Source organism: Pseudomonas sp. SA233, from assembly GCF_054792385.1.
In genome coordinates this window covers 449,857-464,719 of record NZ_CP096449.1, presented here as the reverse complement: position 1 = coordinate 464,719, position 14,863 = coordinate 449,857, and the positions used below count along the sequence as shown (strand labels likewise).

11 protein-coding genes and 2 tRNA genes are annotated in these 14,863 nt (G+C 57.6%); 6 read left to right on the top strand and 7 right to left on the bottom strand.

Annotation, left to right across the window (positions count from 1 at the left end):
- Positions 1-181 precede the first annotated feature (181 nt).
- The 4 genes from M1D87_RS02095 (at position 182) to M1D87_RS02080 (ending at position 6,626) form a co-directional block, all read left to right on the top strand.
- Positions 182-3,925 (top strand): bifunctional diguanylate cyclase/phosphodiesterase, encoded by a 3,744-nt coding sequence (locus M1D87_RS02095; RefSeq protein WP_123084605.1) that lies wholly within the window; start codon positions 182-184, stop codon positions 3,923-3,925.
- A 16-nt stretch (positions 3,926-3,941) separates the two neighbouring features.
- Positions 3,942-4,018: transfer RNA gene (locus M1D87_RS02090), tRNA-Ile, on the top strand.
- Positions 4,019-4,235: 217 nt separating this feature from the next.
- Positions 4,236-5,516: a hypothetical protein gene (locus M1D87_RS02085; protein WP_421091535.1), complete on the top strand. Its 1,281-nt coding sequence runs from the start codon at positions 4,236-4,238 to the stop codon at positions 5,514-5,516.
- Positions 5,517-6,626, top strand: a complete 1,110-nt coding sequence (locus M1D87_RS02080; protein WP_421091534.1) for a hypothetical protein — start codon at positions 5,517-5,519, stop codon at positions 6,624-6,626. It abuts the gene before it with no gap.
- A gap of 655 nt (positions 6,627-7,281) precedes the next feature.
- Here M1D87_RS02080 and M1D87_RS02075 read toward each other — a convergent pair.
- The 5 genes from M1D87_RS02075 to M1D87_RS02055 all read right to left on the bottom strand — a co-directional run bounded on the left by M1D87_RS02075 (position 7,282) and on the right by M1D87_RS02055 (position 12,054).
- Positions 7,282-8,553 (bottom strand): site-specific integrase, encoded by a 1,272-nt coding sequence (locus tag M1D87_RS02075; RefSeq protein WP_421091533.1) that lies wholly within the window; start codon positions 8,551-8,553, stop codon positions 7,282-7,284.
- A 69-nt stretch (positions 8,554-8,622) separates the two neighbouring features.
- A complete protein-coding gene (locus M1D87_RS02070) occupies positions 8,623-9,066 on the bottom strand; it encodes a hypothetical protein (RefSeq protein WP_421091532.1) in 444 nt (147 codons plus the stop codon).
- A gap of 312 nt (positions 9,067-9,378) precedes the next feature.
- Complete coding sequence (locus M1D87_RS02065; protein ID WP_421091531.1) at positions 9,379-9,744, bottom strand: hypothetical protein; 366 nt, start codon at positions 9,742-9,744, stop codon at positions 9,379-9,381.
- A gap of 517 nt (positions 9,745-10,261) precedes the next feature.
- The gene (locus M1D87_RS02060) at positions 10,262-10,690 is read right to left on the bottom strand and encodes a hypothetical protein (protein ID WP_421091530.1); all 429 of its coding nucleotides are present in this window, start codon (positions 10,688-10,690) and stop codon (positions 10,262-10,264) included.
- Positions 10,687-12,054, bottom strand: coding sequence for a tyrosine-type recombinase/integrase (locus M1D87_RS02055; RefSeq protein WP_421091529.1), 1,368 nt, complete (start codon positions 12,052-12,054; stop codon positions 10,687-10,689). The genes M1D87_RS02060 and M1D87_RS02055 overlap by 4 nt, the downstream gene beginning before the upstream one ends.
- Positions 12,055-12,129: 75 nt before the next feature.
- Between M1D87_RS02055 and M1D87_RS02050 the strand changes: the two genes are divergently transcribed.
- A tRNA-Ser gene (locus M1D87_RS02050) sits at positions 12,130-12,204 on the top strand.
- A gap of 70 nt (positions 12,205-12,274) precedes the next feature.
- Here M1D87_RS02050 and nicB read toward each other — a convergent pair.
- Entirely contained in the window at positions 12,275-13,213 is a 939-nt protein-coding gene (nicB, locus tag M1D87_RS02045) for a 6-hydroxy-3-succinoylpyridine 3-monooxygenase (protein WP_123084606.1), read from the bottom strand.
- A 458-nt stretch (positions 13,214-13,671) separates the two neighbouring features.
- Here nicB and M1D87_RS02040 point away from each other — a divergent pair, with 458 nt between their 5' ends.
- The gene (locus M1D87_RS02040) at positions 13,672-14,133 is read left to right on the top strand and encodes an Lrp/AsnC family transcriptional regulator (protein ID WP_013970574.1); all 462 of its coding nucleotides are present in this window, start codon (positions 13,672-13,674) and stop codon (positions 14,131-14,133) included.
- Between the two features lie 13 nt (positions 14,134-14,146).
- On the opposite strand, the gene M1D87_RS02035 is transcribed toward M1D87_RS02040, so the two are convergent.
- A complete protein-coding gene (locus M1D87_RS02035; protein ID WP_232880970.1) occupies positions 14,147-14,578 on the bottom strand; it encodes a hypothetical protein in 432 nt (143 codons plus the stop codon).
- Positions 14,579-14,863: the final 285 nt, after the last annotated feature.

Below are 14,863 nucleotides of genomic sequence, written 5' to 3'. Positions count from 1 at the left end.
AACTGGCGTCTTCGCAGCACAAGGCTGCTCCTACAGGGGGCGCGCATGCCATAGAGGCCATGCAGGTCGCCCCACACCCGCAAGGCCCTGTTGCCTCTGACAAAAGACCCTGCCTTCCAACGCACACCTACAGCAATGCCCGTCTACACTCGACTTCATACCACTTGAATGTGAGGCCGCTATGCCGCTGATGCCGGCCATCCTGTTGCTGCTCCTGATTTTGTGGAACACAGCGGCCGGCGCCCTGACCCTGACAGACGAGGAGAAAGCCTGGTTGGCTGCCCACCCGCAGCTAAGCCTGGGTGTAGACGCCTCTTGGCCACCGTTCGAGTTTCGCGACCAGGAGGGCCGGTACCAGGGATTGGCCGCCGATTACATCGCCACGATCCAGCAACGCCTGGGCGTGACACTCAAACCGGTTGAACCCAGCAGCTGGACCGAGGTACTGGCGCAAGCACGCGAAAGCCGCATCGACCTGCTGCCCGGCATCATGTCCACCCCCGAGCGCCAAGGCTACCTGGCCTTCACCCGGCCGTACCTCGACTTCCCCATCGTAATCCTCGCCCATAAAGGCGGTGCACAGCCGCGCAACCTGGACGACCTTTACGGCCTGAAGATCGCCGTGGTCGAAAACTACGCCCCGCACGAACTGCTGCGCACACACCACCCAGACCTCAACCTGGTGGCCCTGCCTAACGTCAGCTCCACCCTGCAGGCCCTGGCCACCGACGAAGTGGACGCCGTGGTCGGTGACCTCGCTTCAAGCATCTGGAGCCTGCGCCAGCTCAAGCTCGACGGCCTCTACGTCAGCGGCGAAACGCCCTACCGCTACCAGCTGGCCATGGCCGCCCCGCGCGACAAGAAAGTACTGGTCGGCATTCTCGACAAAGTGATAGCCGACATGAGCAGCAGCGAAGTCAGCCAGATCCAGCAACGCTGGGTGGGCAATGTGGTCGACCAACGGATGTTCTGGTCGGACCTGCTGGTGTATGGCCTGCCCACGGTGCTGGTATTGATGGCCGTGCTGGCAGCGGTCATCCGCATCAACCGCCGGCTCAGTTCGGAAATTTCACGGCGCATCGCCCTGGAGCAGGAACTGCGCAGCAGCGAGTACCACTATCGCAGCCTGGTCGAGAGCCTGTCCGCTATCGCCTGGGAGGCCGACGCCAACGACTTCACCTACAGCTACGTCTCGCCCCACGCAGAAGGCCTGCTCGGCTACCCATTGGCCGACTGGCTCAAACCTGGCTTCTGGCGCAGCATCCTGCACCCGGAGGATGCCCTCTGGGCCCAGGCCTACTGCGACAGCGAGACTGCCGCCGGCCGCGACCACAGCCTCGACTACCGGGTGATCAGGGCCGATGGCCAGCCACTGTGGGTACGCAACATCGTCAGCATGATCGAGCATGGCCACCAGCCGGTGATGCGTGGCCTGATGATCGACATCAGCGAGACCAAGCGCACCGAGGACGCCCTGCGCCTGTCCGAACAGAAGTTCGCCTCGGTGTTCCAGCAGTGCCCCGACATCCTGCTGATCGCCCGCCACAGCGACGGCTGCCTGCTGGAGGTGAACGAGGCCTTCGAAGAGCAGATCGGCCTCACCCCGAGCCAGGTAATTGGCCGCACCGCCACCGAGCTCAACCTGTGGGGCGTCGAAGGCGACGGCCCGCGGCTGCTCGAACGCCTGCACCAAGGCGGTATCCGCAACCTGGAAATGAGCTTCCGCCGCAGCAACGGCCAACTCTTCACCGGCCTGACCTCGGCCGAAACCTTTGAACTCGACGGCAACCTCGCGCTCGTGGTGGCGGTACGCGATATCAGCCAGCTCAAAGAAACCCAGGAGCAGCTACAAACCTCGGAAGAGAAATTCGCCAAGGCCTTCCATGCCTCGCCCGATGGCCTGCTGCTGTCGCGCCAGAGCGACGGTTTGCTGCTCGAAGTGAACGAAGGCTTCTGCCGCCTGACCGGCTATGACCTCAGCCCGACCATCGACCAGACCTCGCTGGACCTGGGCATCTGGGTCGACCTCAACGAGCGCAAGCGTCTGGTCCAACAGCTAAACCGCGACGGCTTCGTACGCGACTTCACGTGCCACCTGCGCCGCAGCGACGGGCAGATTCGCCTCTGCGAACTCTCTGCACGGCCGCTGCCGATTGCTGGCGACGACTGCATACTGACCATCGCCCGCGACATCACCGAGCGCCATCTGATGCAGGAAAAGCTGCAGCTGGCCGCCACCGTGTTCGAGAACACCGCCGAAGGCGTGCTGATCACCGACATCGACCAGCACATTAGTGCCGTAAACCGCGCCTTCAGCGAAATCACCGGTTACAGTGAGATCGAAGCCCTCGGCCAGACCCCACGCCTGCTCGCCTCCGGCCAGCACGACAGTGCGTTCTATGCCGCCATGTGGCACCAGCTGACCGATGAAGGCCATTGGCAAGGCGAGATCTACAACAAGCGCAAGAACGGCGAACTGTACCCTGGCTGGCTGACCATCAGCGCCGTGCGCAACAGCGAGCGCGAGATTACCCACTTCGTCGCTGTGTTCGCCGACATCTCCAGCCTCAAGCACGCCCAGGCCAAGCTTGACTACCAGGCCCACCACGATCCACTGACCGGCCTGCCCAACCGTGCCCTGTTCGAGAACCGCCTGCAGGCCGCGCTCACCTGCGCGCAGGTCTCCAACCGCAAGGGCGCGGTGCTGTTCCTTGACCTGGACCGTTTCAAGCACATCAACGACAGCCTCGGCCACCCAGTCGGCGATCTGCTGCTCAAGGGCATCGCCCAACGCTTGAAGGAGCAGGTGCGTGATGTCGACACCGTGGCCCGCCTGGGTGGCGATGAGTTCATCATCCTGCTGCCCGGCCTGCACAAACCCAGTGACGCCAGCGCCATCGCCAACAAGCTGCTGACCTGCTTCAACGCGCCATTCCAGGCTGGCGAGCATGAGTTCTTCACCAGCGCCAGCATCGGCATCAGCCTTTATCCACAGGACGGCACCGACGTTGCCACACTGATTCGCAACGCCGACGCCGCCATGTACCGCTCCAAGGCCAAGGGCCGTAACCGCGTCGAAGCCTACACCCTCGACCTCACCGCCCAGGCCAGCGAACGCATCGCCCTGGAGCACGAACTGCGCCGCGCCATCGAGCGCAACGAACTGAGCCTGTGCTTCCAGCCCAAGCTCAGCCTCAAGACACAGAGCCTGGTCGGTGCCGAAGCGCTGATACGCTGGAGCCACCCGACCTTTGGTGAAGTGCCGCCAGAACACTTCATTCACCTGGCGGAAGAGAACGGCACCATCCTCCAGATCGGTGACTGGGTATTGGAGCAGGCCTGCCGGCAGATGCAGGCGTGGAAGATGCACTACGAACCCTTCGGCCCGTTGTCGATAAACCTCGCCGGCGCCCAGCTACGCCATCCCCACCTTGCCAGGCGCATCGAACAGTTGCTGAAGCACTACCAGCTCACAGCCGGTGACCTGCAGCTGGAAATCACCGAAAACTTCATCATGAGCCAGGCAGAGGAAGCCTTGGCCGTGCTGTACCAGCTGAAGAAACTGGGCGTGCAACTGGCCATCGACGATTTCGGCACCGGTTATTCATCGCTGAGCTACCTCAAGCGCCTGCCGCTGGACATTCTCAAGATCGACAAGTCGTTCATCCGCGGGCTGCCCGACGACCCTCATGACGCCGCCATCGCCCGCGCCATCATCGCCTTGGGCCGCAGCATGCAGCTGACCATCATTGCCGAGGGCGTGGAAAACCAGGCCCAGCAACGGTTCCTGGCGGCAGAGGGCTGTGAGCAGATCCAGGGCTACATCGTCAGCCTGCCCCTGCCCCCGGACGAGTTCGCGGCGACGTTTCTTCGCATAGCACTATCGGATCTTTCAGATGGCACAGGTGCGAAACCCTCGTTATAATCCGGCCACTTACTGAGGGCCTATAGCTCAGTCGGTTAGAGCAGAGGACTCATAATCCTTTGGTCCACGGTTCGAGTCCGTGTGGGCCCACCAATGAAATCAACGACTTAGGTCAATCGCCGCGATTGACCTTTTTTGTGCCTGAAGGCTTTGTAAGCACTTTGTAAGCAACTGGCAAAAAAAGCCTGTTCACTTACCGGATTTGCACGGACCAGCGGTCCTTGGCGTTTGCCATCATGGACTGGTCTCTATCACCTACGGCTGCACACCGCAGAGAAGGCTGACGCCCGTATTCCCACAGGTATTCATCATGGATCGAAAAATAGTTGTTGCACGTTGCCACGAAATTCAGCTGGCAATGGGGACCAAAGATCACTCTCGGCTTGAACGCATTCCCGAAATGGGGATGGCCGTACAGCTTGCTCTGCACATCCGTGGCTTACCTCTGCTGGAATACCCCCTAGTAAAACTGGTAGCGTCCAGCCTGATCGGCATTCCCACACTAGCCGTAGAAAGGGTCACCAGGCTTTTGGCTGAAATTGGCTTCGTCCGACTCGTACAGGAAGGGAAAACTATCAAGTCAGTCCTGCCCACAGTCCCTTTCTTCGACCAACTCTACGATGGGCTAGGGCAATATTTTGCGGACGAGTCAAAGCCCGACGAATTTGAGACGATGACCCTGGAAATCGTGGATCGGTTGGCGGGAGCGCCCCATAATGCCGATTCGCTAGCATCTAAGCTAGGAGCGAATCGCAAGGACTTTGACGACAGCATCGAGCTAGGTACGAAAAGTAGCTATCTCTTGAAGCAACGTCACCGTACACGCGACATCCTGATGAACCCGACTTATTTCACAGAAAATGCAGATATTTTTGCTGATCAAGTGGCGAAATCGGGTGCGAAAACTGTTCAAAACACGTTGAAATTACTCAAACGCGCTCAAGGTTGGCCTCTTTCGCTGATCGAGGCGACCGGTGAGATCGCTGGCACAAAAATTACTAGCGACGAGGTCGCACTACTCAAGCGATTGGCGCAGGATGGTATGGTCAAACCACCTTCGATCATCACCTCGCACGCCGGTACGTCAATGTTCATGTTCACCCCCACACCTGGCCAGGTGAATGTTAGTCCGCTAAAGCGAGAACAGTACGAGCGAGCACTGGCTATCGTATCGGCCGTGAGGCAAGGCGAACTGCTCCCCAATAAGTATTGCATCCGAAATCCTGGTGCCCTCCTGTACAAGTTGATGACTGACTTGGAGCTTCGGCCGACGAGCGACTATGCCGAGCAGTACCAAAACCTGGTGTTCTTGCGAATAGCGAAGCTTGAGAAGCTGAACAATGGTTGGCATCAGCTAAAAGTGATCGACACCCCCGAGAACCGAGAGTCCCTACGGATCGCATACCAGCTGGTTCAAGGTGAAAAGATAACGGATCTTGCCATCGACAAGGATGCTATCGCGGCGATGACGGGCAGTCAGTCATATGTCGAGTCGCTTGTCAGCGCTAAGATTCTGCGCGAGCGTGAGACAATCAAGCTTTCTGCTGAGACGCAAAATGAAATATCTGACCTGCTTTTGGAGGGAATTTAGATGCTAAAGGACCGAGCCCAAAAGGCTACAGCACTAAAATTCTGCGTATCCAAGCGCTGGCTACCGCAGCTTGAAGTCGAGATTGAGCCAAACAATCGTATAGAACAATCTAGATTCTTATTGACTGACCTTGACGTGCTAGCTATTTCCGCGTCATCGGTCGGAACGCACAGCAAGCTCGTCTTTGACTGTAAGAGCGGCACACGAGAGTCGGCAATTGGCAGAGCGTTTTGGCTGCGGGGCGTCATGTCCAAGGTTGGCGCAGATCATGGCTTCGTTGTCCTAAATCCAAAGGTTAGTTTGACCCGGGATCATCGGGGAAGCGCCTCCGAACTGGGCGTTTCACTTCTTCACGACACTGAGTTTGAAGACTTGGCTCAGGGTCTCCAAGGGGCAATAAATCTCCCTGAAAACTACTCTCAAGTGGCTGAAATCGAGGCTTGGGAGATGTTCTTGGGTCTACGCTCAAAATCTCAGGCATTTGCTCAATATATGAGCTATGCCGCGAGCTCCTTTTGGACGATCAAGGATTATGGCGAGCAGTGTCGAAAAACTATCGCGCGCCTGCGTAGATTGAGGCCTGAGCTAGATCCTGCGAAAGGTGACCACGTTGCCTTATTTGGCGATGCTCTATGCCTCTTCTTGACTTCGCTATCTAGTCTTGCCAACAAGCTATTTCTCTTGCTCATGCGCCCGTCGGCAGCCGAGGACTTTTCGTTAGCCCTTCTATCGTCCGTGTATGGTGGCTATGAGAACCTGCAGACAGCTAAAAAGATTAGGCTGATGGCCACAGGGCCAAATGATGAGTCAGTAAGCATTTTCCCGGATATCGAACGATTTGAGCAGCTTGTGCGCGAGATTGTACAGGCCCCGCAGCAGGCTCTCCCAGCTGCGTTGCTTTCTAGGGAGATCGCCTTTACCCACATGAGAAATATGCCAGAGACGGGACTGCAATTGGATATTGCCCGAGAGTCTCCTTACGCGCCGAAGTTTGTTCTCCTTGCCGCAGAGTACTTACAGCGAGCAGTAAAACTCCCACCCGAATTTTCCTCACTTTATACCGATATCGCTTTATCAGTGATGTCTAGAGCAGCGCATAAGGTGACCTGAGATCGCAGGCTGACCTGGCCTATCCCAACGGCCCGGCTAGGTTAGCCTTTAGGTCTTTGCCAGGACAGCCTAGAATTCTTCCGCCGAATCCATCTCGAAAGGAGATTGGCCAAGATATGAGCGGTACCTGGATTTGTTCCGTCTGCCGAACGCACGTGCTTACGTGCTGCTTCTAGCCCCCCCCCAAAAAAGTCATCATAATGCAAATTAGTTAAGGCACATCACTTTTAGCCCAATGCGCTCCCGGTTATAGCTTCGCACCGCTCGTAACCTTTTGATTTACAGTCCCTGAACCTCGCAGAGAAAATTTTTTCCCTCTACTTGTATTTTGACCAAATGATCAAATTGTTATCTGACTGTGTCACGCGATACCGGCGAAGGCTCTAACCTGAGCATTCACGTTCACTTTGCTTAACGACCTAGGACACGAAGTAATGGCAATCGAAGCTATGCCGCAAATAGCCTTGACCGCTATGCATCCTTCGCAGCCTCAACCGTGCGCACCGTGTTATTTGTACCCAACGATTGGTCATGTTCTTGCAAAAAAAAACAGCAGGCGCTCTAGCCTGCTGCATTCAGAGAGTTGCGTATTCGATTCTCGACTTTCAGATATCGCCGTTTTTGCCCTGTCTCACGCTTTTTTTGCGCTATCCCTCTAGAATGCCCCTCTCGGGAGCCGATTCGAAAGGTTCAAACCGGGACAATTGGCAGTACCCTGACCATGCCATACCTCCAGCACCGCCCGCATCTGCTCAAGCGGCTTTTCTTGCATATACGCCTTGAGCAAGGCTGATTGAGCGTGGTTCAACAGCGCTTCAGCTGCATCGGTATTGGCACCTTGGAACGTCCAGCAGACGCGCACCAGCTTGCGCAGGTCGTGACTTGACCATCTACCCGTGGGCAACCCCGCCGAGCGCGCCGCCGCCGCCACCCATGCCCGCGCCAGGCTATCCGACAATGGCCGCCCTCGCTTGTCGCAAAACAACCATGGTCCCTCAAGCCCATTGCGGAACAGCCAGCGGCGATAGTCGCTTAGGCATTGCACCAGCGCATCAGTTAGCGGCAGAACGTGGCGCGTGCGCGTTTTCGTCGTTTCCGCTGGAATGATCCACACACGCGCCTCTAGATCGAAGTTCTCCCACCGCGCCTGCCGCGTCTCTCCTATGCGGACGCCAAAGGACAGCATCAGCATTAACAGCATGCCAAGCATCGGCTCGCGCTCGACAGTAGCCACCATATGATCGGCCACCTGACCAACCTGGTGCGCGTGTAATCGCGCCTCTTTCGGTTCGATATCGCGTATCGGGAGGTCAGCCAGGCGCAGTAACAGGAAATCACCGCCCCCCGTCAGACCTGCATCACGCGCCGCCCCCACCGCCGCCCGCAGGGTTTTGAAAATAGCGCCCTGTGTCGAAGGTTCCAGACCAGCAGCGCGCATGCGTTCGAATAGATGGTGCTCCAGCACCCTGCGCGACAGGTCATTGACCCTAACCACATCCAGCGACGGCAGCAGCCAGCATTTTAGGTGCGACCTGATAGCCGCCTTGCGTGCCGGCGACACCTGGCTATCAGCACTCCCCGCCTGCCGTTCACCATACCAACGCAGCACATCACCGCAGGTCGGCAGCACCACCCCGCCGCCTCGATCTGCTCGCCTCTGCCAGGCCTCGACCAATAAGCCCGGCAGCATTGACCACACATCGTCCGCGCTTAGGTCAGGGTAATAACCCAGATGCACCCAGGCCGCACCATTCCACAACTCCCATGTGCCGCGTACCTTGATCCTGCCACACCCAGGTAGCCGGTAACGTAAACGCACCTTTGATCGTATACCGTTGCTGCCTTCGCGTATGCAATTGCCATGGCCAATCACGCGGTTTGCCGCGATTGTGTAAACGTTGATTTGCTCGACTCGACGCGTATGCATACAGCCTCCAAAGCCGGCGAGGCTGGCCGGCTCGTTCAGGTAGTTAGGGAACGCTCCGCCCTGTTGTCGTCACTCAATCGCCCTAGCCGCTGCAATGGGCGGCAGGCATAACGCCCAAGCCCGGTCCCGCACAATCTCGATGGCCCCGATTGGCACCAATAACCCTTCGTCGATTGTCTCTATGGTTCGCCGCTGGGTGCCGGCAGCAACAGGTGTGGCCAGCACCATGCAGCCCATTGCACCTGCCCGTACCGCTTGCACATCAACACGCCACAAGTCACAGGTGGCAGGATGGGGCAGGCCCAGCATCAGCCATGTAGCGCCATCGACGTACCGCATCAAGTCACGCCAAACCAGCAAGTAGCGATCACCACGCCCATTGCTGGCACTGCTCGATAGACGCTTGTCAGCCAAGGGGGCCTGTAGCCGGTCGAATAGCTCGACAGCTTGAACGTTCGGCGTGATCGTATAGCTGTTGATCGACTTGTAAACACTCGCATCTATTGCGTTCATACACTCACCCTCAGGGCGTTACGCTAGGTATGCCTGCGCGGTCACTTATCCCCCGTTTTTACAATGCTCAGTACAGGAGGCGCTGCGCGCCTCCCGGCGCCGAAAGGCGCCGAACCTCAAGAGCCGCCCTCAACCCCGCAAGCGGGGCCCCTTTCGGGCAAGATCAAACGCCCCGGTCTTTGACCGTTACGCGATCAAGAGCAAAAGCCAAAAGCAGAGCGAAGCGAATGCTTTGGCTTTTGCTCTTCTTCTGTTTCTCTTCTCTTTCTCTTCTCTGGTAACGCTCGCAGCGTGACTCCTGAGTGATGAGTGTCACGCTCCGTGCGTTACGCTTTTCTCCCGGTATTTTTGCTGACGGCGAGCATCTACAAGACGCTTTTTGGCGCACTTCCCGTTGTGCCGGTCAAAATTCGGAAGGGTAATCCCTTCCTTTTCTTCTCTCAGCCAACCCACCTTTTCCAAAGCCTCTGCGAAGCCCACATGACACACGTAACGATCAACCCAGCTTTTCGTCACGCCACTAGCATGACCGTCGCGTGACTGCGCATCAGCCCAAGACCAGAGGCGATGCAGCATTCCAACCACCGCGCAATCAGTAACATTGAGAATTGTGCTCATCTTGATAACAGCTGGGTCTCTATCCAAATCAGAGCGCATCTTTATCCAATCCCCAGCCATGACTCAGCCATCCGGCATTTGAATTGCGAGAATGGCTCGACAGTCAGCGGACCAATGCATGGTGCCTGCCATTGCAGTTCCCATTGGTTTAGCTCCTAGTCGGGTTGAAATTGATTGCTGTTAATCTGCGTTCAACCGGGCCCTTGCAGCCCGGTTTTCTTGTTGCCCAACGCTTGAGCTCAAGACTCCACTTACAACAGCATACTCAGCCTCAGCGCTAGCCAACATGGCTTTGATTGCGACAGTCGGCCATGCCAGACGCCCCGCAATGCGAACGCACTTCACTGGACCGCTATTCATCTGCGCCCAATTTCGTAGCGTTTGCGGCTTACGATTCAGAAAATACGCGGCCTCAGCTGTCGTCAGAAACTTACGGTCAATTGAGTCAAGTGAATTAGGGGTAATTAAGTTAGTCATTGTATAGACTCCCGATAGGTATTTTTTTGCCCTTCGGTTACCTATTATTCATACAAACAAAGCCATGTCATGGACAGCCACTGCCGCGAGTGACTGTCCCCTATATGCTTTTCTTAAGTCGCGCTTTCTTACGATTGAATGTTCGAAGTACAGTGTCAGGGTCTCGATCTTCGTCGCCACCTCTCTCCCCTTTCACTTCGTCATAATCCTCCAGCCGCTTGGCGAGCTTCTGTCTGGATCTGCGACGAAATTCGCGCAGCGCAGACAACAAGTCAGGGCCCGTGGGGTCGTCTACCAATAGGCTCAACAGTGTCTGCATGCCCTCGCTATCGTCTCGGTTGATAGGTACTACCTCGTCGATCAGCTGCCCACAGAACCTATCCCACAAGTCGTTCAGACTTTCGATTGACCGGAACGGCTCAAGCCTTGGGTGCAGCGTTCCGTCAGCCTGGAGTGGTAGCCTGAACTCATCAATTCCAGCACGCGCAACTTTCAGCCGCACAATGATGTATTGCTGTTCCTCACTCATTGCACAGCCCTCAAGCGCGGGCTTTCAGTGACAGGCATCGGCACCCCTGCCTGTTCCAACATCCACGCCTCGAAACGCTCGTGATGCATGCGCAACAGGTCCAAGGGGCGCACCTTGTAATGCCGTTCCTGTGTCGCGCTGGGCTTGTGCCCGCCGATCTGCGCGATCACACCGGAGGGCAGTTCCAGCCATTCCGACAGGCTCACAAACGAGCGGCGCAAATCATGGGGAGTGACTGAGACACCCGCAACAGCACAGGCGCGATCTAGGGCATGGTTGGCTTCGGAAATGCGCCCATTGGCGCTGGCAGGGCTTGAGAACACCCATTGATTACGGCGCGGCAGATCATCCAGCAGCCGCTGCACATATGGCGTCAACGGAATGGTCCGCATGCCATCGCGCCCGCCCTTGCTGGCATCCTTGTCACGGATAGTTAGCGCCGACCACTTCCAATCAATGTCCGCCCACTTGAGTTCCAGCAGTTCGCCAGGCCGCGAACCAATCAGCAGCAGCGTTTGCAGGTAGGCAGCAATCACTGGGTTATCCAGACCGCGCACCGCTGCGAACCATGCCGGCAATTGTTCCTTGAGCAAGCAGCCTTGCTTGGCCTCAGACCGGCCCAGGCGCTCGCGGGCGCGCTTGGTTATGGCCTGGTCGCCTGGTACGACAGACCGATAGCGTGGCTCGACAGCAGCCCAGCGCAGGAAGGCTTTCAGGCAGCGCATGGCCAAGCGCGCACGGGTTGGCCGTGCCGCACCCTCGGTTGCCGCCCAGCGCTCGACCTGATCCGCGCTCAGCGATGAAAGCGGTAACGTCATCAAGGCATGCAGCGGCCCCGCCACCGTCTCACCCTTACCGCGCTTGCGCTTCTCGCCGCCCGCTTGGGACAAGCTCAGATGGTCTTGGTAATGCATATCGCCCCAGTGCGGGCGACGGTCGGCCAAGTAGTCAGCCCAGGCACCGGCCACCGTGACGGCCTCAAGCCTGGCCCGCTCACTGGCAGCAACAGCCGCCGCCTGGTTGTCCTTTTTCAACTGGCGTGGGTCGCGCCCGGCGTCAATCTCGGCTTGGAACGTGCGCGCCACCTTCTCGGCATCGCCAATGCTTTTGCCTGGCCAATCACCAATGGTTATCCGCACCACCTTGCCCAGATAGCGGCCTTGCCAGATGAACGCCTTTTTGCCCGCCGTCACTCGCACGGCCAAGCCGGCCTGGTCGGCGCTCCAGTAGAAATCCTGGCCTCCGATCTCAGCGGGCGGCAACAGGTCATTGATGCGTTTCACCGTTAACGACAGCCGGCTTTTCTGCCCCATACCACCCCCAAATCTTTGTAAGCACTTTGTAAGCATTTGGCGATGATACATCGGTAAACCAATGGATACTACGGGAGGCCGACAGCCCGTACTTATTGGCTTACAGGCCAGCTAAATCAACGCTTCGGGATATTTTTGGAGCACTGTTTGCCAGGACTCATAATCCTTTGGTCCACGGTTCGAGTCCGTGTGGGCCCACCAGATAATCAAAGGCTTACGTTGCAGAACGTAGGCCTTTGTCTTTTCGGGGACTGCAGTCATGTTCTCCTGACTAGGGCAACTCCTCTTGCTGGGCTATCCAGCTGTGTATGTACTGAAGAACCCGTGTCGCACCTTCGGCAGTTTCCACCAGCTCTATCGGCCGCTCACCACTGAGGAACTGATTGGGCTGCTCCATCCACTTGAACGCTGCCGCCCTGCTTCCGCGTACAGGAATGGCCAGATCCAGAATTTCCTGCAGCAGTTCAGGTTGCCCATACCAGGACTCCGACTTGATGGTTGGTTTCCTCCCTGGAATCACTCTCGGTAGCTGACAGGCCGCAAGCTCGCCTGAATTGATGTGCTCTCGCTTCCAGTGCGCAAACTTGATCAGGTCGGTATTCGCCGAGCGGTTTTGCCCCGACGTCGGCACAACCACGCCAATCCGCACATCTGTGTGAGCACGAATCATCTGAAGTGCAGGAGCGATGTCAGTATCGTTGGTAACGATGACGGCATGGTCAACCTGCCCCGTGATCGAATCATGGTAAGCCTGGAGGGCCAGATTCACGTCGCTCTGTTTCTCCTCCACCTTCCAGGCCTGGATTTCCCGGCACTCACGCGGAGCCTTGTCCGGATTTTCAGGGTCGACGATCTTCACCTTCATTTTATTGACGGCGTAATAACCTTCGATGAGCTCTATTCGACCGTCATGCAGCTTGCGCAAAGCGGTGTGGTAGCGAGCTTGTGACGACACCGAATCGCCAGCACGGGCGACCGACTCGATGATCTTTGCCGTGAAATATTTGATCGAGGGGGATTCCAGGAGCCGCGATGCCCTGATCTGGCCATGGTTGTCCGTGACCAGTATGGAAGGCAAGATGTGCTTTTCAAAGAGAGGCAACAGGTCGAGCCACTTGTACGGTGTGCCGCGCAAGCAGCCGTAGTAGAAGTTGTAGCCGTCGATATAGATACGAGTGCGCAGAGGCTCAGAATCAAGCTTTCTCTGCATTTTTTGCACTCCAGAAACGAAAAAACCGGCTTAAGCCGGCTTTTTCCCCCTCCAACCAGATGGTCATGCCACGCCGGTCGTGAGGGTTAGTTGTTGTCGGCAGTATTGCGCAATGAGGGAGCTGATGCAAGGTGGTAGGCTGGCATCCTCGTCCTCCGAAACACAACGTTCGTGAGAGGGCCATTCTCTGCTCAGGCATGGCTATCTAAACAGCTATAAATCGTTAGATTTTGTGAGTTCCTATTCCACTCTAGACCGCACCTCGACCTGCCGGACCAATCGAGCAGTTCTGTCATTGCGCCCGATGCTTACATGCCGGCGCAGCAGCTGTAGGAGCGGCCTTGTGTCGCGAAGCGGCCCCGGGATTGCAGCACTGATGCAAAGCATGGACAACTGTCTACCCTTGCCCTGCTTACCGCAGGCTAGCTAGGCTAGCGGGTCAACCGTAGAGACTCGCCATGTCGGATTCCCGCTCCATCACGCTGGATGAAATCGATCGCCAGCTGATCGCCCTGTTGCAGATAAACGCACGCGAAAGCGTCGCCACCCTCGCCCGCCAGCTGGGCATCGCTCGTACTACCGTCAACTCGCGTCTGGAGCGGCTGGAGAAGAACAAGGTCATCTCCGGCTATGGCGTGCGCCTGGGCCAGCGGGTGATGGGTGGGGGGCTGCAGGCGTATGTGGGGATCAAGGTGCAGCCGCGCTCAGGCAAGGAGGTGGTGCGGCGCCTGAGTGCCATGGGCCAGGTGCAACAGCTGTGCGCAGTGAGCGGCGAGTTCGATTATGTGGCTTGGCTGCGTACGGATTCGCCCGAGCAACTGGACCAGTTGCTCGACCAGATCGGCAGCGTCGACGGGGTGGAGAAGACCACCACGTCGATCATTCTCAGCAGCAAGGTGGACCGCGGGCAGCCGTTCTGAACCTGGCTGGCGGTCAGGCCTCCTGGCCGTCGAGCAGGCCTTCCAGAATCGCCGAAAGGCTTTCGGCGGAATGCTGCATCGACCAGACGATGTCACGGCTGCGCTCGGGGGCGTGATGCTGGGCGTAGTCGGTGGCGATCTGATTGAGGCCACGGGCCAGCAGGCAGGCGTGGACCAAGGCGTCTGCAGCGTCGATGCCGGGGCGTATGGCGAATAATGGCGGATGGCTGGATTCGCAGTTGCAAAAGGTTTTTTCTGCGGTGGGTTTCAGTTTTTCGGGTTGGTCGGAATAAGTCTTCTTCATGATGCAATTTCCAAATTGAGTCTTGAGGAAACCGCCTACCAACTCCTTCTCACGGGAAATAGGTGGCAGCCATGCACGGGGTGAGAACCGGCCAACTTGGAAATCCGGCCAGGCGAAAGCCTGCCCGCGCACAGCTGCCATGACATAAGCCTTGGTGCGAAGTTGGAGATGGGTTCTCACACCCAGTCGACCGAACAGCGGCGACCCAGTGAAGTTAACGATGAGGCGTTTCCCACGCAGCCAGACCGAGGCTATAGCGGGCGTAGGGTAATTCTTTAATTCATGGCATGGGTGTAGGAACTGTCTGATCACACCCTGTGGGAGCGGGCGTGCCCGCGAACACGGGCGCAGCCCGTGCCATACACCGCGGGGGCTTCTTCGCGGGCTCGCCCGCTCCCACAGAGGGCAGATGCTGTGCTTGAGATT

Coding starts and splice junctions, on each gene's coding strand:
- M1D87_RS02095 (WP_123084605.1), top strand. CDS start 182: ATGCCGCTGATGCCGGCCATCCTGTTGCTGCTCCTGATTTTGTGGAAC.
- M1D87_RS02085 (WP_421091535.1), top strand. CDS start 4,236: ATGGATCGAAAAATAGTTGTTGCACGTTGCCACGAAATTCAGCTGGCA.
- M1D87_RS02080 (WP_421091534.1), top strand. CDS start 5,517: ATGCTAAAGGACCGAGCCCAAAAGGCTACAGCACTAAAATTCTGCGTA.
- M1D87_RS02075 (WP_421091533.1), bottom strand. CDS start 8,553: ATGCATACGCGTCGAGTCGAGCAAATCAACGTTTACACAATCGCGGCA.
- M1D87_RS02070 (WP_421091532.1), bottom strand. CDS start 9,066: ATGAACGCAATAGATGCGAGTGTTTACAAGTCGATCAACAGCTATACG.
- M1D87_RS02065 (WP_421091531.1), bottom strand. CDS start 9,744: ATGGCTGGGGATTGGATAAAGATGCGCTCTGATTTGGATAGAGACCCA.
- M1D87_RS02060 (WP_421091530.1), bottom strand. CDS start 10,690: ATGAGTGAGGAACAGCAATACATCATTGTGCGGCTGAAAGTTGCGCGT.
- M1D87_RS02055 (WP_421091529.1), bottom strand. CDS start 12,054: ATGTATCATCGCCAAATGCTTACAAAGTGCTTACAAAGATTTGGGGGT.
- nicB (WP_123084606.1), bottom strand. CDS start 13,213: ATGCAGAGAAAGCTTGATTCTGAGCCTCTGCGCACTCGTATCTATATC.
- M1D87_RS02040 (WP_013970574.1), top strand. CDS start 13,672: ATGTCGGATTCCCGCTCCATCACGCTGGATGAAATCGATCGCCAGCTG.
- M1D87_RS02035 (WP_232880970.1), bottom strand. CDS start 14,578: ATGGCAGCTGTGCGCGGGCAGGCTTTCGCCTGGCCGGATTTCCAAGTT.